General features: G+C 41.9%; 20 protein-coding genes and 3 tRNA genes. 7 read left to right on the top strand and 16 right to left on the bottom strand.

Annotation, left to right across the window (positions count from 1 at the left end):
* Positions 1–3: 3 nt before the first annotated feature.
* The 6 genes from LJE12_RS09860 to LJE12_RS09835 all read right to left on the bottom strand — a co-directional run bounded on the left by LJE12_RS09860 (position 4) and on the right by LJE12_RS09835 (position 5259).
* A complete protein-coding gene (locus LJE12_RS09860; RefSeq protein ID WP_008707901.1) occupies positions 4–195 on the bottom strand; it encodes a DUF951 domain-containing protein in 192 nt (63 codons plus the stop codon).
* A 31-nt stretch (positions 196–226) separates the two neighbouring features.
* Positions 227–949 (bottom strand): NAD-dependent protein deacylase, encoded by a 723-nt coding sequence (locus LJE12_RS09855; protein WP_022380543.1) that lies wholly within the window; start codon positions 947–949, stop codon positions 227–229.
* Between the two features lie 121 nt (positions 950–1070).
* Positions 1071–1883: a class B sortase gene (gene srtB, locus LJE12_RS09850; protein WP_022380544.1), complete on the bottom strand. Its 813-nt coding sequence runs from the start codon at positions 1881–1883 to the stop codon at positions 1071–1073.
* 111 nt (positions 1884–1994) lie between these two features.
* A complete protein-coding gene (locus tag LJE12_RS09845) occupies positions 1995–3560 on the bottom strand; it encodes an AAA family ATPase (protein WP_022380545.1) in 1566 nt (521 codons plus the stop codon).
* A gap of 183 nt (positions 3561–3743) precedes the next feature.
* On the bottom strand, positions 3744–4982 hold the full coding sequence (locus LJE12_RS09840) for a vWA domain-containing protein (protein WP_128865943.1): 1239 nt from the start codon (positions 4980–4982) through the stop codon (positions 3744–3746).
* Positions 4951–5259, bottom strand: a complete 309-nt coding sequence (locus tag LJE12_RS09835) for a hypothetical protein (RefSeq protein WP_022380547.1) — start codon at positions 5257–5259, stop codon at positions 4951–4953. The genes LJE12_RS09840 and LJE12_RS09835 overlap by 32 nt, the downstream gene beginning before the upstream one ends.
* Before the next feature lie 157 nt (positions 5260–5416).
* Here LJE12_RS09835 and LJE12_RS09830 point away from each other — a divergent pair, with 157 nt between their 5' ends.
* A complete protein-coding gene (locus tag LJE12_RS09830) occupies positions 5417–7138 on the top strand; it encodes an ABC transporter ATP-binding protein (protein WP_055058400.1) in 1722 nt (573 codons plus the stop codon).
* Between the two features lie 296 nt (positions 7139–7434).
* On the opposite strand, the gene LJE12_RS09825 is transcribed toward LJE12_RS09830, so the two are convergent.
* The 6 genes from LJE12_RS09825 to LJE12_RS09800 form a co-directional block, all read right to left on the bottom strand.
* Positions 7435–8667 carry a 6-phosphofructokinase gene (locus LJE12_RS09825; RefSeq protein WP_118409490.1) on the bottom strand — a complete coding sequence of 411 codons (1233 nt, stop codon included), beginning with the start codon at positions 8665–8667 and terminating at the stop codon, positions 7435–7437.
* Between the two features lie 145 nt (positions 8668–8812).
* Complete coding sequence (locus LJE12_RS09820) at positions 8813–10204, bottom strand: uracil-xanthine permease family protein (protein ID WP_025579386.1); 1392 nt, start codon at positions 10202–10204, stop codon at positions 8813–8815.
* 160 nt (positions 10205–10364) lie between these two features.
* Positions 10365–12086 (bottom strand): S8 family peptidase, encoded by a 1722-nt coding sequence (locus tag LJE12_RS09815; RefSeq protein ID WP_227226903.1) that lies wholly within the window; start codon positions 12084–12086, stop codon positions 10365–10367.
* Positions 12087–12146: 60 nt separating this feature from the next.
* The gene (locus tag LJE12_RS09810; RefSeq protein WP_227226904.1) at positions 12147–12929 is read right to left on the bottom strand and encodes a prolipoprotein diacylglyceryl transferase; all 783 of its coding nucleotides are present in this window, start codon (positions 12927–12929) and stop codon (positions 12147–12149) included.
* A gap of 55 nt (positions 12930–12984) precedes the next feature.
* Positions 12985–13821 carry an arginase gene (locus LJE12_RS09805; RefSeq protein ID WP_173698177.1) on the bottom strand — a complete coding sequence of 279 codons (837 nt, stop codon included), beginning with the start codon at positions 13819–13821 and terminating at the stop codon, positions 12985–12987.
* A 7-nt stretch (positions 13822–13828) separates the two neighbouring features.
* Complete coding sequence (locus LJE12_RS09800; RefSeq protein ID WP_055054050.1) at positions 13829–14689, bottom strand: HdeD family acid-resistance protein; 861 nt, start codon at positions 14687–14689, stop codon at positions 13829–13831.
* Positions 14690–14997: 308 nt separating this feature from the next.
* Here LJE12_RS09800 and LJE12_RS09795 point away from each other — a divergent pair, with 308 nt between their 5' ends.
* The 4 genes from LJE12_RS09795 (at position 14998) to LJE12_RS09780 (ending at position 19015) form a co-directional block, all read left to right on the top strand.
* Positions 14998–15792, top strand: a complete 795-nt coding sequence (locus tag LJE12_RS09795) for a GDSL-type esterase/lipase family protein (protein ID WP_008707883.1) — start codon at positions 14998–15000, stop codon at positions 15790–15792.
* A complete protein-coding gene (locus LJE12_RS09790; protein WP_008707882.1) occupies positions 15789–16265 on the top strand; it encodes a DUF4358 domain-containing protein in 477 nt (158 codons plus the stop codon). The genes LJE12_RS09795 and LJE12_RS09790 overlap by 4 nt, the downstream gene beginning before the upstream one ends.
* Positions 16266–16420: 155 nt before the next feature.
* Positions 16421–17809: an MBOAT family O-acyltransferase gene (locus LJE12_RS09785; protein WP_022380554.1), complete on the top strand. Its 1389-nt coding sequence runs from the start codon at positions 16421–16423 to the stop codon at positions 17807–17809.
* A 12-nt stretch (positions 17810–17821) separates the two neighbouring features.
* Entirely contained in the window at positions 17822–19015 is a 1194-nt protein-coding gene (locus tag LJE12_RS09780) for a DHHW family protein (RefSeq protein WP_022380555.1), read from the top strand.
* Positions 19016–19283: 268 nt separating this feature from the next.
* Here the strand turns inward: LJE12_RS09780 and LJE12_RS09775 are convergent, their stop codons facing one another.
* Entirely contained in the window at positions 19284–20021 is a 738-nt protein-coding gene (locus tag LJE12_RS09775; protein ID WP_008707876.1) for a LytR/AlgR family response regulator transcription factor, read from the bottom strand.
* Positions 20022–20380: 359 nt separating this feature from the next.
* On the opposite strand from LJE12_RS09775, the gene LJE12_RS09770 reads away from it, so the two are divergent.
* A complete protein-coding gene (locus LJE12_RS09770; RefSeq protein WP_026650366.1) occupies positions 20381–20611 on the top strand; it encodes a hypothetical protein in 231 nt (76 codons plus the stop codon).
* Positions 20612–20652: 41 nt separating this feature from the next.
* Positions 20653–21216, top strand: a complete 564-nt coding sequence (locus LJE12_RS09765) for a GNAT family N-acetyltransferase (protein ID WP_025579376.1) — start codon at positions 20653–20655, stop codon at positions 21214–21216.
* Positions 21217–21331: 115 nt separating this feature from the next.
* Here the strand turns inward: LJE12_RS09765 and LJE12_RS09760 are convergent.
* The 3 genes from LJE12_RS09760 to LJE12_RS09750 all read right to left on the bottom strand — a co-directional run bounded on the left by LJE12_RS09760 (position 21332) and on the right by LJE12_RS09750 (position 21628).
* Positions 21332–21402, bottom strand: a tRNA-Cys gene (locus LJE12_RS09760).
* Positions 21403–21439: 37 nt separating this feature from the next.
* Positions 21440–21511: transfer RNA gene (locus LJE12_RS09755), tRNA-Glu, on the bottom strand.
* Between the two features lie 44 nt (positions 21512–21555).
* Positions 21556–21628, bottom strand: a tRNA-Asn gene (locus tag LJE12_RS09750).
* Between the last annotated feature and the right edge of the window lie 67 nt (positions 21629–21695).

Here is a 21695-nt window from a genome sequence, read left to right as displayed (position 1 = left end):
GTACTATTTTTCTTTTTTTATCAAATTTTTAGTATTTTTCTCAACCATCTTGCGCGGTACCATGATCTGATGTCCGCATCCTGTACATTTCAGGCGGAAATCAGCACCTACCCTTAAGATTTCCCAGTCTCTGCTTCCGCAGGGATGGACTTTCTTTAATGTAACAATATCACCAACTTCATAGGGAAGTCCCATAATCTCTTACTCCTCTTATATAACTTTGACACTAACAGTGAATCTGTGAAAATACCTGTCCGATCGGCCCCTGGATCAGAAGGTCTGCATATCTGTCTCTCGGAGTCGGGGATTTGTTGATCACTACAAGGTGCTCTCCCCGGAAGTAATCGATCAGTCCTGCTGCCGGGTAAACAGCCAGGGAAGTTCCCCCTATGATCAGCACCTGTGCCTCTGAGATTGCCTTCACTGCTTCATTGATCGTCTGATTGTCCAGACCTTCTTCATACAATACCACATCCGGCTTGATAATTCCACCACATTCGCATCTCGGAACACCTGTGGATGCTTTCATGTGGGCAAAATCATAAAATCTGTGACACTTCATGCAGTAATTGCGGTATACACTTCCATGAAGCTCCAGCACTTTCTTACTACCCGCCATCTGATGCAGATTGTCGATATTCTGGGTGATAACTGCTTTCAGTTTTCCTGCCTGTTCCAGTTCTGCCAGCTTCAGATGTGCTGCATTTGGTTTTGCAGTGTCACAAAGCATCTTGTCTCTGTAGAATTTGAAAAATTCTTCCGGCTTTCTCATAAAGAATGTATGGCTTAAGATCGTTTCCGGAGGATAGTCATATTTCTGATGATAAAGTCCGTCCTGACTTCTGAAATCCGGGATTCCGCTCTCTGTGGAAACACCTGCTCCACCGAAGAAGACAATATTGTCATATTTGTCTACAAGTTCCTGTAATCTCTCAACTTCTCCTGCCATTTAGAATTCCTCCTTTATTTTTTCAAAACACTGTTACTGAAATTTTATCATCTGAATTTTTATCGTCTGCTTTTACAGCAATACGATTTTCTTCTGATTCAGGTAACTGCTCTTCATAATTCTACTGCCCGACATCAAGTGTATCCACACGTTTTCCCTGGACAACATAACGGGTTGCCTCGTTTCCTGTACAGGTAGACAGAGTAATGATCTTGTCCTTTATGTTCATTCCTTCTGCATCTGTCTGAATCTCGGAATATCCTCTGATCTTTTCCAGATATTTTTCAAATTCCTCACCCGGTCCCTTAAACAGAGTATAGGTATCACTGTTCACACCTGTAGTGTACGCGGAGATAATCTCATACCTGTAGTTTTTCTCAGGTGTAAAGATCCAGAAATATTTGCTCTTCTTATAAGTCTCCTCATCCTGTGTAAATTTCTTAAGCTGTGCAAACATGGAACCATTTTTCATATTATGGCCATACACGATCGTGTTGCAGTCACTGAAATCTCCTTTATTTTCATAGTCCACGAAGATAGTTCCTGCAAAGTTATAATTCTTCTCATAAGTTCTGTGAAGATAAGTTTCATTGTCTTTGCCATGCACGATGGGGTAATTAATATCTGGCACTGCTTCCACATAAATCCATCCCACTACATCATTATTTACACTTTTAAGAGATGCAAAGTCAATATCCATAGGTGCTTTCAGCTCACTGCCGGCTTCCGGTCCTGCCGCTTCTCCATCCGGATCTCGTTCTGTTACTGCCATCTGTGTGATTGAATTGTACTCATCCGTACCTTTCTTATATTCTGTATAAATATGAAACAGATTATATCCTGCATAACAGAATACACAGATTGCTGCGATCAGAACAACCGTCAACACAACATCCCCTGCTGTCTTCTTTTTTTTAGGCTGTTTTTCTGACATTCTTCCTCCATTTCCGCAGCGTATTTCTGCTGCTATGTATCAGCTGCTGTCTGATTTGCTTCTATCAATAATATACTGACTGCCGTTTTCAGATACTGTCTGTAACAGATATTATACCCGGTCACGGCTTTCTTCCTGTAGTCTTTCATGCACTGCCTCCAGACACGCTTTTCGCAGTTCATTTTCTTCTTTATTATATAAAAGCATCTCGCTGTGTTCAAAATATGCCGGACAGCCATTTCCGGCAATAAACGAAGTCATTGACTTATCCGCTGTGATCCCTGTCACGAAAAGCAGCATTTCCTGATTTTCGCCAAAGCTCTCTTTAATAAATGAAAAGGCATTCTGCAGTTCTCCCTGGAGTTTCTGGATCATATCTTCTCTGCATACTGCTTCTTTTTCAAAACATTTACTGATCCGCTTAAATCCATTTTCAGCTGACCGCACATGTTCTTTCTTTGCTGTCAGAATATATTCCCTCAGCCTGCGGATTGCCGTCTCCTGATATTTCTGTTCTCTTACTGAGATCAGTTCCATCTTTACTTTGATCTGCAGACTGTTTTCCTGTTCCTGCACAAATTCTTCAAGCAATGAAATTCCCAGCTTCTCTTCCTCAGCATTCTTTCTCACCTGAGTTCTCAGATGCAGAAGCATCTCATAGAGTATCTCAAGCTGATGATCTGCCTGTCCGTATTCTTCCGCTTTTTCTCTCAATGCCCCCAGGATCAGATTTACAACTGCAAAACGCTCCTCAAAAGCTCCATCTGCAGCCATCTTCTCCTTCAGCGCCAGATTCTCCCGGCTCAGATTTCCGGACAGGATCGACGGGATTTCATAATCCTCCCCATACTTTGTATATAACTGATAAAAACCTGCAAAATCTCTGGCTGTTTCCTCTTTCTGGAGAAATTCCTCCACCAGTTCCTCACTGATCCCGATCCCCAGCTTTTCATAGCTTTGCAGAAGTCTTGAAAGATCCTCCCATCCCCTGGCAGTCACAAAGAATTTACCGTCTACTGTATTCTCCACCGCATAGAAATTGTTTTTCTTCACAGACAGATAAGAAATGATCGCCTGGTGCACCTTCTGCTGTCCTGCATATTTCAGCCAGATATCGCAGTCAGGCTCAATTGTAAGCTTACGGACACGGTCGAGTGTGACAATATCAAATTCCCTGACAGATTTATTATACTCCGGTGGATTTCCCGCTGCTACCAGAATCCAGCCTTCCGGAATCTTATGACTTCCAAAGGTTTTATTCTGGAGAAGTGCCAGCATTGCCGGTGCCAGGGTTTCAGACACACAGTTGATCTCATCAATAAACAGGATTCCCTCTTTCCTGCCTGTATTCTCCATACAATCATAGACAGATGCCACGATCTCACTCATTGTGTAATCTGTCACCATCATTCCTTTTCCACCGTAATTCCGTTTAACGATCTCCGGAAGACCGATGGCACTCTGACGGGTGTGATGGGTAATGGTGTAGGCTACAAGTCCCACACCGCACTCTGCTGCCGCCTGTTCCATAATGGCAGTTTTGCCGATTCCCGGCGGACCGATCAGCAACAGCGGTCTCTGACGGATCAGAGGATAAGTATAATATCCATTCTCATCCTTCGCCAGATATGCGCGAAGTGTATTACAGATTTCTGTTTTTGCTTCCTGTATGTTCATTTTATTATCATACTCCTGCTAATTATTTAGTTACTGTTCACTCCGTTCCCAGCAACACGCTTCGCGATGCACAGAATTTATGCTAATCGCATAAATTCGCGCGGTATGTCTCGGGTTTTCTGTGACCTTCGCTCACAAAAAACACCTCGCGGGATATTACCAGTGAACAGTAACATTATTTACTCAAACTGACATCTGCTCCGCAGTTTGTCCCGTTCCTGTGATCAGACATTTCGCCCATGGCGGCACCAGTTTCATCTTGTCCGTCCGTTTCAGAAATACAAATGCAGTCTCATAATCCGGCTTTTGTCCCGGATAAATCCCGTCACCATCTGTAAAATAGATCAGTGCTCTGAGATTCTTCAGTTCTTTTCTCTCTTTTTCCTGACGGATCAATTCAAATACAGGGCGGAAATCTGTACCTCCCCTGCCCTGGATCTTAACGTTCCGGATGTATTCCTTCCACTCTTCCTCAGAATGGATCACATCCACTTTCTGGATAAAACAGTCGCACTGGACGATATATACCTTCATCCTGCTGAAAAAATTCTCTTTTTCACTTAAAATCCCATAGGTTTCACCCAGAAATCTCTGTACAGTTTCTCCTGAACATGAACCGGATGTGTCAATGGCGATCACCAGCTCCTCCAGACGGTTTACTTCTTTATACTCCAACGGTTCTATCAATGGAATATTTCCATAATGTTCCATTCCAAAGCTGTAAAAAATATAATCAAAGCTCTCCGTATCCAGCTCCACTTCCTCCCGCAGTCTGCAGAACTGCTTCAGAAATTTCCGGTAATCATATTTACTGCGGTAGATCTCATCCAGTTCTTCCTGCTGATCGTTTGTCTGAGTCCCTGCCCTGCTTTGCATACCGGTCTTATTCTGTGAGGTATAAGCAAGGATATGTTCCCATTTTTCCTTTGTTCTCCTGCCTCCTGATGCCTGTCCGGCAGTTCTCTGCCAGAATATGTGATCATCAAAAGTATTTGTGTTCACCTGTGTATCATCTGATTTTCTTTTCTTCAGGCTGATTTTGCCTTCTCCGACAGCCTTGTCGATCAGCTGCTCTACAAAACAGTCGCATTCCCTGTCCCATTCACCGGAATCTCTGTCAGGTTCCATGAAAATATGAAGGTACAGACAGTGAAGCAGCATGTGCAGATATCCTCTTCTTACTGCTGCCGGATCTTCCAGATATTTTTTCATAAGAAATACCGGATTAAAATAAATCAGCTCCCCGTCTGTCCCAATTGTATCAATGCTACTGTCTGCTTTGTATTCCAGACTTGTAAATGCCCCGTCCAGATAAGGAAAGTCCAGATATAATTGATTTCTGCAGTTTTGCAGGATTTTTTTTCCGGTAAGTTCCTGCTCTGTTGTTGTTTTACAGTGAAAAGTCTTTTTTTGGGTATCCATATTTTTTATCTTTCAGATGAAGCAGCCATACCAGAGAACGCAGCTTTGCTTTTTCCTGTGCACATCTTATAAAATTCTCCAGCTCATTTGCGGAAAACCATCCGCATTTCTCGATCTGCTCCATCCTTTCTGTATCCTCATTCTCTATCAGAAGCTCCATTACAGAACGTATTCTGAGCTTCAGGTATTTCTGTATCTCCTGATATTTATCGGACTCTCTGTCCGGATTTTCCTGAAAATAAATCTCCAGAGCCTGTTCAAGCTTTCTGTCCTGCATCAGATCATCTTCCTCTCCTGTGAAATTACCATAACCACAATATAACACAAAAAAGCTTCATTTTAAAGTCCTGTTCCTGCCCCTCTATTGACTTTCCTTTCTGTTATGTTACTATAAAATCACATATATTCTATCACAGATGAAAGGATTTTATCTTATGAATACTATCAAAAAATTCATCCACTACTATGGTCCGTATAAAACGGTCTTTTTTATTGATCTGATATGTGCTGCCGTGATCAGTCTGATAGATCTGGCATATCCTCAGATCCTGCGGACTATGACAAAAACACTGTTCACTCAGGATCAGTCAAGGATTCTTCATGCACTGCCTGTGATCGCAGGAGGACTCTTTCTTATGTATGTGCTCCAATGTCTCTGCAAATATTATGTAACCTGCCAGGGACACATGATGGGAGCAAATATGGAACGGGATATGCGGCAGGAATTATTTGATCATTACCAACAGCTTTCATTTTCCTATTACAGTCAGAATAATTCCGGTCAGATGATGAGCAAGCTGGTCAGTGATCTTTTTGATATTTCCGAGTTTGCACACCATGGTCCTGAAAACCTTTTTATCTCTCTGGTAAAGATCATCGGTGCTTTTGTCTTTCTTTTCTTTATCAATAAGAAACTGGCATTTCCACTGATCATCCTTGTTATTGTTATGTTTTGGTTTTCCTTTAAGCAGAATGCCCGAATGCAGACAACTTTTATGGAAAACAGACGTAAGATCGGGGATGTCAATGCAAGTCTCCAGGACACACTTTCCGGTATCCGTGTGGTACAGTCCTTTGCAAATGAAGATATTGAACATAACAAATTCAAAAAAAGCAATGAAGCTTTTCTGCTTTCAAAGCGTGATAATTATCGCTGTATGGGAAGCTTTATGAGCTCTAATCTGTTCTTTCAGGGAATGATGTATCTGGTCACTCTGGTGTATGGCGGTTATCTTATTGCCAACGGAGAAATGCAGACTGCAGATCTTGCCATGTATGCACTTTATATCGGAATCTTTATCAGTCCGATCCAGATTCTGGTCGAGTTGGTCGAAATGATGCAAAAGGGTCTTTCAGGCTTTCGCCGTTTCCTTGATGTTATGGAAACAGAGTCAGAGATCACAGACGCTCCGGATGCCAGAGAACTTACTGATGTGAAGGGACATGTAAGCTATGAGCATGTATCTTTTCATTACAGTGACGATAATACCCCTGTTCTCAGTGATATCTCTATTGATATCCCTGCCGGAAAGTCTGTGGCACTTGTGGGTCCGTCAGGTGGCGGGAAAACTACTATCTGTTCTCTTCTGCCACGCTTTTATGATGTAACAGAGGGACGGATCACTGTTGATGGAAAAGATATCCGCAGCCTGACTCTGAAGAGTCTCAGAAATAATATCGGAACTGTACAGCAGGATGTCTATCTGTTTGACGGTACGATCCGGGATAATATTGCATATGGAAAACCGGGAGCTTCTGATGAAGAGATTATTGCAGCTGCAAAGCGGGCAAGCATTCATGATTTTATTATGGAACTTCCACAGCAGTATGATACCTATGTCGGAGAACGCGGAACAAGACTTTCGGGCGGTCAGAAACAGAGGATTTCCATTGCACGTGTGTTCCTGAAGAATCCGCCGATCCTGATCCTTGATGAAGCTACGAGTGCTCTGGATAATGAGAGTGAACGATGGATCCAGAGAAGTCTTGAAGAGCTTTCACAGAACCGTACTACTATTACCATTGCGCACAGACTTTCTACGATCAGGGATGCGGATGAGATTATTGTGATCACTGAGGATGGGATTGCTGAGAGGGGGACACATGAAGAGCTGTTGGATATGAATGGAGTGTATGCGGCTTATTATAATATGTGATTTTGTTTATAGTATCCGATAATAAACTGCGAAACAGTTATCTTTATATTTGCAATCTACTGATATATATTATAACAGCGCAGGAAAATTAATTGTCTGGCGTGCATTTGCAGGATACTTAGATATTCTTAGACGATAAAAATATGCGTTATGAGCCCACAGGGTCACTGTCTGAGCGACAGCGAGTTTGACCCTGCGGGCTCATGCTTTTAGCAGATTTTTATCGCCTTAGAATATCTTAGTGTCCGAAACCGCACGCCAGACAATTAATTTTCCTGCGCGTCCGTCAATCTATACTATTTTCGGTATACGAATGCCGGGAGGCCGTCTTCGCCACAGGGGATCTGTACTGTTCCCTGGATCAGAGGGCGGGCGTAGTTTATGAAGGCTTCAGTGACGTCAGATCCGTCTTCTGTGATCCACTCTGGTGGAACTGTTTTTTCTTCGTTGCAGATGGCATTGACGTCTTCAAGACCACATTCCATGATATAGGTTCCGTCAGAGGTTTCTTTGCGGATAAATGAGATCATTTTTCCTGTTTCGCCGTTGAGGGCTGCCTGTACGCCGAATTCTCCGGCTTTGATGGCTTCCTGCTGGTCTGTGGCGGACATCATAGATGCAGAGCAACGCTGGCTGACGTTGAGTTCTACAGAACGGGCTTTTACACCGAGGCGGTTTCTGACAAGGTTTTCGAGATATTTACCACAGCCTGCCAGCATTTTGTGTCCAAAGGTATCAGTGCCTACGGAATTGTCGTATTCACAGATAAATGTGCCCTTGTCGTCATGGATTCCTTCTGATACGCAGACAATGACATTGCAGTTTTTCTCAAAGGAGTTCTCTACTGCTTTAAGAAATTCTTCCTGGTCAAAGGCTGTTTCCGGAAGGTAGATGAGAAGAGGGTTGTCTCCTGTATATTTGCGGGCAAGTGCAGATGCAGCAGTGAGCCATCCTGCGTGGCGGCCCATAATTTCTATAATCGTTACGGATTTCTTTTCATACACATTTGCATCTATGGTAATCTCGCGGACTGTAGAAGCTACATATCTGGCTGCACTTCCAAATCCCGGAGTATGGTCTGTGTGGATCAGATCATTGTCGATTGTTTTTGGCTCTCCGAGGATACGGATATCACTGCCTGTCTGCGCAGCATAACGGGAAAGTTTGCTCACCGTATCCATGGAATCATTTCCACCGATATAGAAAAACCAGCCAATATTCATTTCTTCAAATTTTTTAAAAAGTCTTGGATAAACCGGATCTTCCAGTGATTCCGGCAATTTATAGCGGCAGGAACCAAGATAAGCACCTGGTGTGACTTTCAGACCGTCAAGTTTCTCTCCCGGAAGTGCTTCGGCAAAGTCAAGAACTGTTCCATTTAAAAATCCTTCAATTCCGTTTATCATTCCGTAAACATGCTCAATAGCTTCCGGATGACGCATTCCCTCGGATACAACTCCGTAAAGGCTGCTGTTAATTACTGCGGTAGGACCGCCGGACTGACCGACGATCAGATTCTTTCTGGACATAAGAAACCTCCTGTATCGTTTGATTTAATGTGATTGCTTTTCATTATATCATACAACTGCCTTCCATAGCAATTCAATAAAAAGGTGTGTTCCCACATCCCCCTGTGAAAGCACACCTTATATTTCCCATATTCAGTTTCTGTTTTTATTCCCCGAATTCCCTGTGGTCTTCTTCCAGTTTCTGTTCTATTTTAATCTTTTTTTTTGCCTCTTCTTTCTGCTCATCCCGTGTTTTCGGAAGGATCACATTAAGCATTACTGCAATAATAGTTGCAAGGACAACCGGTGATTTACCGAAAATTGTTGTTACCCATGTGGGAAAGCTTGCAAGTGCAGCTGTTGCCTGAGATACACCCATTCCCAGTGCAGCTGCGAGTCCTACGATAGATGAATTACGGTAATCCATCTCAGCAGAAGCAACCAGCTTCATACCTGTCATTGCGATCGATGCAAATACAGACACAGTTGCACCGCCCAGTACACACTGAGGAATCGTTGTCAGGATAGCTGAGAATTTCGGAACCAGACCTGCTATACCGAGAATTGCAGCTGCAAGTCCCAGTACCCAACGGTTGATAACCTTTGTAGTTGTAACAATACCAACGTTCTGGCTGTATGTTGCTGTGGGAAGTCCGCCGAGCAATGCGCCTACAACGTTAGAAAGACCATAACCAACGATTCCACGCTGCAGTTCATCATCCTTAGGTGTTCTGTCCATAGCTCCGATCGTAGTCGCTGAATAATCACCGATTGCCTGAATAGAGTTGATAGCAAATAAAATTCCCAGTGCAACACAGGAAGACGGCTCAAACTGTACTCCAAAATGCATCAGAGATGGAAGCTGACAGACACCTGCTTCCCCTATGCTTGAGAAATCTACCATTCCAAACGGAATAGAAACCAGATATCCCACTATAATACCGATCAGAATAGATGCCAGTTTCCAGATTCCCTTTCCAAAATGATTCAGAGCTGTAACAACGATCAGCGTGAAAAATGCAATTGCCCAGTTCTGCCAGGATCCGTAATTCGGACTGCTGGTACCGCCTGCCATATAATTAATGGCAGTCGGATACAGGGAAAGACCGATGGTAAATACGACTGTTCCTGTGATTAGCGGCGGGAAAAATACCCGAATCTTCTTGACCAGCAAACCCATAACAACTGCTACGATACCACCAACAATCTCCGCACCCATGATTGCTGCTATTCCATACGATTCCGCTATCGCCTGCATACTTGGCACGTAAGCAAAGCTGACACCCATGATAATAGGCAGGCCTGAGCCAATTGCAAATTTCGCCTTTCCGCCAATCGGAAACAGCTGAAGCAAAGTTGACAATGCTGCAATGACCAGTGCCGACTGGATCAGGATAACCTGGTCTTCTCTGGAGAGTCCGCCTGGAACTGCTCCGGAAACGATGATCGCCGGTGTGACACAGCCAACGATCATAGCTACGACATGCTGCATGGCAAGGGGTAAAGCCTCACTCATGCGGGGGATTCCGTCAGTTTCAAAAATACTGCCTCTCTTCATAATTGCCTCCCAATTTCTTTTGTACGATTGTAACATTTTTCGTCCAAAAAAACAATTAGACAGCCTAATTATTTTTGGTCTAAAACTATACAATATTTACTCTTAAAATTTGGTTATTATTTTATCTTTTATATGTATTTTCCAGTATTTCATAAACCTTTCAGTTTATAATCTCAAATGTCCGATACAGATCCAGTCTTCCATATCCCCATCCCGGATTGGGATATTCCATCTGTTCTTCTCTCACTGCCCCTTTCTGCAGATAAAACTTCACTGTATTTCCCGATGCATAAGGAATATTTCCTCTCACGATCGCCCATTCCTGCACCAATGCTGCTGCTCCTGCAACAACAGCAGAAGAAAGACTGCTCCCCGAAGCCTTTCCAAACGCCCCTCCCGGCAATGGAATGAGCAGATCTACTCCCGGTGCTGCCAGATCAGGTGTCACCTGGTTATTTGGAGTAAACCCTCGCCCAGCCTGAAAATACAGACTGTTATCCAGATACTGATAAGCTGTTGCCGTAATACCTCTGGTTGAATCCCCAGGTGCAGTAACAGTTATATAAGGTGTAGACTCCAGAAAATAAGTATCCGGCGAAATCAGCCCTTGCACCGGAAGCCACATGTGAAACCTGCTTCCCGATATTCCTTTTTTACTGACATTTACCTTCCAGATACCTGCTGCCGGATGAAAGAAGCGAAAATAAATCAGCTGTTTCCCGGTCATCCTCTCCATCTTTACGTAATTGACCAGCACTTTCGTCTCCACAAAAATGAAACTTAATTCCTGAGTACCTGCACCAAGAGAACTGCTCACATACAGCTTTTCTCCTGCCGGTGACTGTAACGATATCCCATAGTCATCCGGCGGATCTCCCCAAAATTCCATGGAAAATCCTTCTTCTTTATCCGCAATACGAAGTTCAACAGTATCCTGATTTTTCACATAGTCCAACTCTGCTGTATAATGATGCTGTGCTGCACCCTCATTTCCTGCTGCCACAGATACTGATACCTGAGAATCTTCATTAATATAATCTACATATCGACTCAGCTCACTGTCACCAACATGTGCGCTCTGATTGGTGCCAAGTCCCAGACAAACGGAAACCGGCATTCCCATCTCTTGTGCCATCTTCACTGCAAAAGAAATCCCCAGCATAATGTCGTCTTCCTGAAATACCGGTGCCTGTGGCGGATACTGGTAAAATTTTCTCAGATAGGATTTTGCTTTCTTTAATTTCACCACAATGATCGTTGCTTTCGGAGCTGCTCCTGAGAAATTTTCTGTGGGTACAAAATTGCCTGCTGCCAGCCCTGCCATAGCTGTACCATGTCCGTTCTCATCCAATGAGGGTACAATCTCCTGTGGATTCTCCGACAGCAATGCCTGATTAATTTCCTCTCCGGTAAAAACCTTTCCATAAGGAACCTGTTCATCCTCATTTCCCGGAATTGTCTGATCCCAGATATATGCAATACGGCTTACATCTCCGTTTCGAAAGATTGGATTCAGATAATCAATCCCGGAATCAATCACTGCGATCACTGTGCCCTCTCCCTGAAGTTTCAGATAGGGATGATTATGTAACCGCGTAATCCCGGATGAATTTAATGCGTCCGCATCCATAAATGTATAACACTTCGGCAAAGATGCATACGTATAGGAATTAATTTCCAGCGGACCAATCTCATTCAGCGGAATATATAGAATTCCAAACAATTCATTCACAGGAAGAAATTTTCCACCCATATTCTGTCCATGTTTTACAATAAAATCCCCGTACTCTTCATCCTGTGCCGGCGGTATTGACGGCTCAGCATGAATGCCCGGGAGGTTTTCCTGCTGTATCTGCACTTCAAAATCGTCAGGTCCGAACATTACTGTCCTCCCTGGATTTTTTATACATGATATGCACAATATATGCTCTTTATGACAATTCTAACCTTTACTGTTCAGACTGATATTCGCTTCCTGCTTTTGTTTCTTCACAACAATCAGTAATAATATAATTCCAGCCACAGTTGTAAAAATACTGATAAACTGCGAAGTCGACAATACTCCTACGCTTCCTCTTTCAATATCTCCTCTGAAAAATTCGATCACAAATCTTCCTATACTGTAGAAAATAAGATAGCAGGCAGCCACCTGTCCATCTGCTTTCTTATGCTTTGCCACATAAAGCAGCAGCAGAAAATGGGCAAAATCCAAAAAACCGGAATAAATCTGTGTCGGGATCAGAGCAACATTGTTGGGTGCAAAATCTGAATTTGTAAACGTAACCGCCAGAGGCCCTGAAGTTTCTTTCCCATAACAGCAGCCTGCCAGAAAGCATCCAATCCTGCCAAATCCCTGTGCCAGTGCAATGGATGGCATCATCAGATCAAAATACTCCAGAAATTTCAACTTCTTTATCCTGCAGTACAGCCATCCCACCAGAATTCCTCCGATGATTCCTCCATATACCACAAATCCATCTGATCCTATGATCTGCCTTGGATTCTGCAGAAATTCCCTCCAGTTGGTGATCCAGAACAAAATCTTCGCAGATGTAAATCCACCAATGGTGCACCACACTACCAGATAAAAAATATGTTCACATGCAAGTTTCAGTTTACGCGCTCTCTGCTCAGCCACAAACCAGGCAGCCAATACTCCCATGGCAATCATAAATCCATAACCATATACCGTCAACGGTCCTATATGCAACAATTCATTATGCATGTCTCAAATCCTCTCAAATCTTAAAATACTTCCTGTCACTCTCTCATTTTATTTATTATTCACAGTCGGATTTCCCAAATAAACCTTCAAAAACCTCCAGCAATTTTTCATTTGCATAATCATTGGCTTCATTCTCATGTACCGCTTCCGCATCTGCTTCTCCGCAGATATCCACACCGGCAATCTTTCCACTGCTTTCTTTTGCACATTCCAATACAGTCTGTACACCGGACACCAAAGTTGTCAGCCTCATATCCCCCTGGCTCCATGTCGTCTGTGCATCCTCTGTACAAAGCACATCTTTATCAACAGATATATATAATGGAAGGAATTTTTCAGCATCTTCCTGTAAACCTTCCGATTTTCTCCAATTACATACTTCACTGACTGTTTCCCTGAGAAACCAGTTTCTCTCTTCATCATTCATCACCTGAAGTTTCTCTCTGGAGAGAAATATCACTCTGTCCTTCAGATTCTCATCTACCTGCTCATAGGCTGCTTCATCCGGTCCCACAAGGATCACATATTTCAGATTCTCCAGTTCCTCCAACGCTGCCGCGATCCATCCTCCACACGACAAAATCCCACCAAAAGCCGGAGGCTGCATATCTGTATGATTATCGTATACCAGCAGACAGAACGGTTGATCCATTCTTGTCAGCCAAAGTCTTGTCATATAGTGATAATTGCCGGAATCAATAAAATGGATTCCGACAGTTGGATAATTTTCTGTTCGTTTATTAATCTCTGCGATTGCTTCCTCATCACAATAGCAGTTTGTCCCACAGACATCCTGAAGCTCAATCCAGGATACCTGTCTGTTTTTCCAGAATTCTTCTTCTCTGTAAATTCCGGAGAAATTCATCAGTACAATGGGATTCTGTTCCTGCATATTTCACTCAGTCCTTCCATTCTTCCAGCGGTTCATCATGATTTTTCAGCATTTCCCGGATTTCTCTGCCGGGACTTTCCACGCCTTCATCCGGAGTCTGCATCTCTGCATCCAGAATGGCGTCTGCATCTGCTGCATCTGCAGTCTTCCCGGTTTCTATTTCCATCTCCGCTTCCTGAACCTGAGAATCTGTATCTTGCTTCCATTCTGTTTCATCTTCATTTAAAGATTTATCCTGCACTTTTTCGTCCAGACCTGCATCTGCCGGGTCATCCCATGGTTTCTCTTTGCCATTCTCTTCCTGTTCTTTTTCAGCACAGAGTTTTTCGGATTTTTTCATTCCAAGACGAATCATGATCAAAAATACAATGTCTGCCACTCCATCAGCAGTCAGAATAATTCCGGAAAACAGGATCATCCGGGTTACACTCAAAAAAGAATAGAGCAACATGGAAACACCCAGCGCAATAAATACCAGACAGCCAATAAGAATAATCTTCCAGCGTCCTCTATGGGCTTTTTTCAGTCTGTAACTTCCCTTTATCTTCCAGATACTGTCAACCAGTACCAAGGCTCCCAGTAAATATGGCAGGATTTTGATCACAATCTGCGGTGTAAAGAAAAGAAAAATTCCAAGCACCATGACGATCACACCTGTAAACAGATCAAGAATCGTTGCCTTTTCCTTCTCAGCTGTATAAATAACAATATGATAAATACCGGAAGCGATCATTACCAGTCCGAATACAATCTTGCAGATAATGTTTACGGTCTGGTCCGGAACCAGGAGCAGACACAGACCAAATGCCAGATAAAAAACCGATGATAAAATCTCGCTTTTTAAAAAATCAGAAACTTTTTTCCCCATAACCTTTTCCTCCTGACTGTATGATAGCAAGTCCACACCCACTCTTATTGCTTTTCGCAATCTCCGCAGGGGACTTACTTGATTCGGTTAAAAATACTATTCCATTTCTTCTAAAATAGTATAACTTCTTTCTTTCTCTTCGTCCACAGGCAACTGCATGACTTTGTGTAAAATTTGTGAATTTTTCCTTGAAGTTTTTTTAGTGCGTATTATAATTATAGCGATACTCATAAATAATACATTTGAGAGTATTGCTATAAATAAAACTATGTCATAAAATGGATATTTTTCCATAGGAAGGATTTATTTTGAAAAAACAACCAAAGAATAAAGTTTTATTTCTTATCCCTGTCGGTGTTATACTCGCCGGTGCAGTGATTTTTTTATGCACCCGCGGAAATGAGAATGATTCTGTCTGTAAAGAAAATGTAGCCCGCCTTCAGGCTCTGGAAAATTCAGACATTTCACAGACAGAAGAACAGCTTCAGGCTCTGAAACAGACAACCGGCATTTCTTCCGGTTCTGATGCTTCAGACGGTTCCGGATCTACCCTGTTAAGTGATGTAGAAATCCGACAGGTTTTTGCCGGAAACGTCATCATCGGTGACTCTATCACAGAATCCATCGTAGAATACGGATATCTGGATACGGATGTGGTAGTCAGCAAACGAGGATTAAATGTAGGTGCAGCCGATGATCAGATCAGTACGGCAATTGCTCTGAATCCCTCTCATGTATTCATGGCATTTGGTTCCAACGACCTGGAAATATATGGTTCGGCTTCATCAGAATTTATTGATGCATACAGGACGCAGATAAAGAAAATCCAGACAGCCTTACCGGATGTCCCAATTTATATCAACTGCATTCTGCCGATTACTGATGAAGCGATCGCACAGACTCCTGATCTTGGATATTACCCTGATTATAATGAAGGACTTATCAAACTCTGTCAGGAAATGGGATGTACCTTTATTGACAATTCAACGATTGTAACAGACAGTTCAGAAAATCTGTATGAACCGGACGGTGAACATGTGATTCAGGACTACTATCCCAAATGGCTGACAAATATGGCACAGATTGCGGGGTTAAAGGCATGAAAAATTATTTACATATTTTTATCAAAGGTGCATTTGTTCTTTTCCTTATCGCATATCTGGCTGTCCTGTATACCTCCGACAGCGCAAAGAATGTACCCATGGAACAGATTGCACAGACTATGGAACAGGATTCTGATATCACTTCTTTAAATAAAGAAGCACGTTCTGATCTGAAACATTATTATCAGACAGATGACCGCAATATTGACGGTTATTTCTTCTACAAAGCCGCTTCACCCATGGCAGTAGAAGAAATCTGTATTATGAAGGCCACTGACAATACCCAGGCAAATACTTTGCTTGAAAATGCAAACGCCCATCTCTCCGGTCAGAAGCAGGTATTTGAGGGCTATGGCACAGATCAGATGGCTCTTCTGAACAATGCAGTTGTTGGAAAAAAAGGAAACTATGTATATTATATGTGCGGCGCAGACGCACAGAACTGGCGCACTGCCTTTCTTTCCATGATATAAGCATTTTACTTTAATCCTCGTAACTGTTCCGCATTTTACGCTAATGGACTGCAGAACCATTACTATGGCAGTCCTCTTAATAATACTGTTAAGAGAAAATGCAGTTAAGAGAATTACTATAATATTCATAATATCCAGATTGGAGAACTTTTAATATGGTATTCAACAGTATATTTTTTATATTCTGCTTTCTTCCGGTTTTCATGCTGATCTACTACCTGGTACCGGGAAAGCTCCGCAATCTGCTGCTGTTTTTGGGCAGTCTGATCTTTTATGCCTGGGGAGAACCTGTATATGTGATCCTCATGCTGTTTTCCAGTATCTTCAACTATTATATGGGTACAGAACTGGAACGTTTATATTATGATGACAGGAAACAGAAAATTAATCTGATCTTCTCAATCATTATAAATCTTGCAGTACTTGTGTTTTTTAAATATTATGGATTCTTACTTAACACAATCGGAGGAATCATCGGTATCCATATCCCTCATCCGGAGCTTTCGCTGCCGATAGGACTTTCTTTCTACACTTTCCGTAATTTGTCCTATCTTTTTGATATTTATTTAAGCAAGGTCAGTGCGCAGCGAAATTTCCTGACCTTTGCCGTATACAGCACAATGTTTCCTTATACCTCTGCCGGACCAATCGTACGATATACGGATATAGAGACGCAGCTGAAGCAGCGCACCATCAATATCTCCAAATTCGGTACCGGTGCAGAGCTTTTTGTCAAAGGTCTTGCAAAGAAAGTTCTTCTGGCAGATAATCTCTCGGTTTTATACAGCAGTATCTGTGGTCATCCACAGATGTCTGTATTTACTTCATGGCTTGGCATTCTGGCTTATACAATGCAGCTTTATTTTGACTTCAGCGGCTATTCGGATATGGCCATCGGTCTGGGAAAAATGCTGGGATTTGATTTTAATAAGAACTTTGATTATCCCTATATTTCCACCAGTGTTTCTGAATTCTGGAGACGCTGGCATATTTCTCTTGGAAGCTGGTTCAGAGATTATATTTATATCCCGCTTGGCGGTAATCGGGTCTCCACTCTGAAACATATCCGAAATATCCTTGTGGTATGGGCACTTACCGGTCTGTGGCATGGTGCAAGCTGGAATTTCGTACTATGGGGTGTTTATTACGGACTCTTCCTTTTACTCGAAAAATTTGTACTTCAGAAATATCTGAAAAAAATACCATCCTGGCTTTGCACTGTATACACTATGCTTGTAGTCATGATCGGATGGGTATTCTTCAGCCAGACAGACTTTGGTGCCCTTGGCCATTACCTTGGAACTATGTTTGGGATCGGAGCTTCCGGTTTCATAGACAAAACTGCACTTTACTACCTCAAGACAGGATTTATCCTTCTTCTGATCAGTATTCTTATGTGCCGTCCTGCTCCTTACCAGTACTTTAAGCGTCTGGTCAGACGCAGACCTGTTGCTGCAGTGATCATAAATCTTATTTTATTTGCATTATCGATTGCCTATATGGTTTATAACTCTTACACACCATTTTTATATGCAAAATTTTAGAAGGTAAACAATATGAAAAAATCATTAAGAAATTATCGTTTATTTTTCCACAGAATGGGACTTTTGTTTTTATTTATCCCCTTGATCGTACTCATTCTGAGCATTGTGCTTCCTGACAGAGGATTTTCTGAAAAAGAAAACCGCGTACTTTCTTCCCTGCCTCATTTAAACGGCAGTCAGATTGCTTCCGGCGGATTTGAAAAACAATTTGAAACCTATGAAAATGATCAGTTTCCACTTCGCGATCTGTGGATTACCCTGAAAGCCGGAACTGACCGTCTGATGGGAAAAGTAGAATCTAATGGCGTATACGTTGGAAAATCCGGATATCTTATGGAAGAATTTAAAGCGCCTGATCAGACACAGTATGACGCCACTGTAAAAGCAATGACTGACTTTGCGCAAAAACATTCTGATCTGAAACAATATGCACTGATCGCCCCAAATTCTGTGAATATCCTGAGCGACAGGCTTCCTGCTTTTGCCCCTGTCCAGGATCAGAATTCCTGGCTTGACAGCCTCTCTGCCTCCCTGACCGATGCAGGTGTGACCTTTATTGATGTTCGCAGCACTTTTAAAGATCACAAAATGGAAGACCTCTATTATCACACTGATCATCACTGGACTACCCAGGGTGCTTATTATGCCTATCTTAAGGCAGCCAAAGATATGGGAATTGATACTTCAGCAGACACTTATGACAAAGCACCTGTCACCCGTTCTTTTCAGGGAACACTGTCTGCCAAAAGCGGTTTCCGCTCCGGCGAAAAAGATGAGATCGATGTATTTCTCCCCACCGGAGATCAGGCACTCTCTTCTGTAGTTAATTATGTAGACGAACAGAAAAAAAGTGCCAGCTTCTATGATACTGAGAAACTTGAGACAAGAGATAAATATGCATTATTCTTTGGTGGAAACCACGCTCAGATAAAGATCAGTACTCCTACTGAAACAGATAATACACTGCTTGTGCTTAAGGATTCATACGCAAACAGCTTCATCCCATTTCTTGCTCAGCATTACCGAAAGATCATAATGATTGATCCCCGTTATTACTTTGGAGATCTGGAGCAGTTAATGCAGGTTGAAAATGTTCAGGAAATTCTGTACCTGTATAATGCTAATACCTTCTTCACAGACACTTCTCTGGAGCTTGCCCTGACAACTGCTGAACAGGATTCTTCTGATACATCTGATATCAGATAATATTATATCAAAAAATCCCCACCGAAATTTCAATGCCGAGGAAACATTGACTTTCGGTGGGGATTTTTCACACATTCACACACATTTTATAACACACACTTTTCACACACTTTTTAATAATAGGTCAGGTATAACGACTGATTTAAAACAATAATACTGTGTCTTTCATTCCCCGTTCCCAGTTTATCTGTTTTTTATATCAGCTGTACCTTAATGTGTATTATATCAGCATTTATGCCCTCTTTTCATTTTATGCAAATTCAGCAATTTATTCTGCAAAAGTGTCCTTTGAGTCTCCAAAATGATTTACAAAATAATCATAGTACGTATCCAGTATTTCTTTCCGCCCACGAACACGTATAGGCACAAGTGTTCCATCTTCCATAATAAAATCGTCCTCTACATCCTTAATATAATCCATATTCACCAGATAACTCTGATGGCAGCGCAGAAAACGTTTCTCGTTAATTCTCTTCTCAATTTCTCCCAGCTTGTCCACTGTTATAATTTCGGAACCATCTGACAGATGCAGGGTGACATTATGTTTATCGCTGTCAATATACATGATATCATCTGTACATGGATAACGGTACTGTCTTCTGTTTTTGATTGCAACACGCCTTTTCATATCCGTTTTAAGAATCCTGTTCAGAAGTTTCATCAGTTTCTCTTCTGAAAATGATTTCAACAAATATCCGGAAGCCTGTACTTCATAACTCTCTATGGCATAATCCGGTGAGGCGGTAAGAAAAATGATCGGCACCTTACACTGTATCTGTCTCAATTTTCTTGCAGTTTCCATTCCATTAAGTTTCTTCATACAAATATCCAGAAAAAGCAGATCCATAGCAATGTATCCTTCTTCCACGTCGGCTATAAGCGTCTCTCCTGAATCATATTCTACAATTGAAACCTCTTCATTTATTTCTTCAAAATACTGACACAATATTTCTTTTAAAAGAAGTCTTTCAATCTCAACATCATCACAAACGACGATCGTTTTCATGTAATTTCCCCTTTCCGTATCAATATAAAAAGCAGCTTCCAAAATCCTGTCAGTCGCAAAGTTCTAACATTTATCTGTAAACAGCACAATTTCTATTAATTATATATGCTTAATCCTACGTATTCAAGTACTTTTTTCATTTATTTTACTTTTTTATAACAATCATTGTTGTTTACTTTTTTTGTGTTATACTTATATGGCAGCTTCACTTATGACAGCACTTTTGTAAAACAATCATATACTGAACTGTTACTCTATTTAACCGAATCAGGTAAGTCCCCTGCGGAGCAGTTATTCGGTGTAAAGCTGCGTAGCAAAGCGGATGATTTTATCCGCTTGACACAGAAAGAAGGAATTATATGCGTCAGGAAAAATTTAAAATGGAACGTCAAGGATTAATAAATGTGGGAGATGAAATAGAAATTTCCGAATATCAGTCTTTTATGAATTACAGTTATATCATTGAACCGGCTGTGGCAATGTCCGGCTGTTATCCAAATGCAGAACGCATCAGATCCAGAAAAGGAATCGTAAAAAATATTGAACATACACCGCGAGGTTTTATAGTAACTGCAGAATTTGATGAATAGTTACATATATTTTTCAAGCACACTTCAGAAAGGAAATTATCATGGACAATAAAATAATAATCCGTACCGCTTCTGCTGCAGATGCGCCGGCACTGCTTAAAATTTACAGACCATATGTAGAAAATACAGCCATCACCTTTGAATATGATGTTCCCTCCACAGAAGAATTTGCTTCCCGGATTCAACACACTCTGAGAAAATACCCTTACCTTGTAGCTGAAGAAAAAGGAACTTTGCTTGGATATGCATATGCAGGTCCTTTCCATGAAAGACCTGCATATGACTGGGCTGTGGAAACATCTATTTATGTTGATCAGTCTCTTAAACACAGAGGGATAGGCCGCATGCTTCATGATGCCCTTGAAACCGCTTTACGTGAGCAGGGTATCTTAAATATGAATGCCTGCATTGCCTATCCTCCAAAGGAAGATGAACATCTTGACAAAAACAGTGTGGAATTTCACACTCATATGGGATATCGTCTTGTAGGTGAGTTCCATAAATGCGGTTACAAATTCAACCACTGGTATAATATGGTCTGGATGGAGAAGCTGATCGGTGAACATCTAACAGTTCAGGAGCCACCGAAATTCCCTCTCCTGTAGCCTGTTATTTCTGTGACTTCCAGAAATTATCAGAATCAATCCTGTGTCACTATCGCAAGTGTCAGTATACATTAACACAAAAAAACCTTAGAAGATATTTCTAAGGTTTTTCAAGAGGTGCCACCCGGATTTGAACCGGGGATAGAGGTGTTGCAGACCTTTGCCTTACCACTTGGCTATGGCACCATATTCACTTTTATTATATGTAAGAAATCTTACATAATGACTCCAAGGGGATTTGAACCCCTGTTACCGCCGTGAAAGGGCGGTGTCTTAACCGCTTGACCATGGAGCCTGGTATAAAATTGAATTTGATATCGGACTTCATGTTTCCGAAAACTCCCCCTGTTGGACTCGAACCAACGACACTGCGGTTAACAGCCGCATGCTCTACCGACTGAGCTAAGGAGGAATAAAGGTTTGCACCTTCAAAACTACATACATGTTGACATTTCCTTGAGATTCATTCTTCCTGCGAT

It is taken from the genome of Blautia sp. DFI.6.71 (assembly GCF_020593585.1).
In the GTDB taxonomy this organism is placed as follows: domain Bacteria; phylum Bacillota; class Clostridia; order Lachnospirales; family Lachnospiraceae; genus Blautia_A; species Blautia_A wexlerae.
Note: the sequence above shows the minus strand (reverse complement) of the source record. Positions and strands in the feature narration are given on the sequence as shown.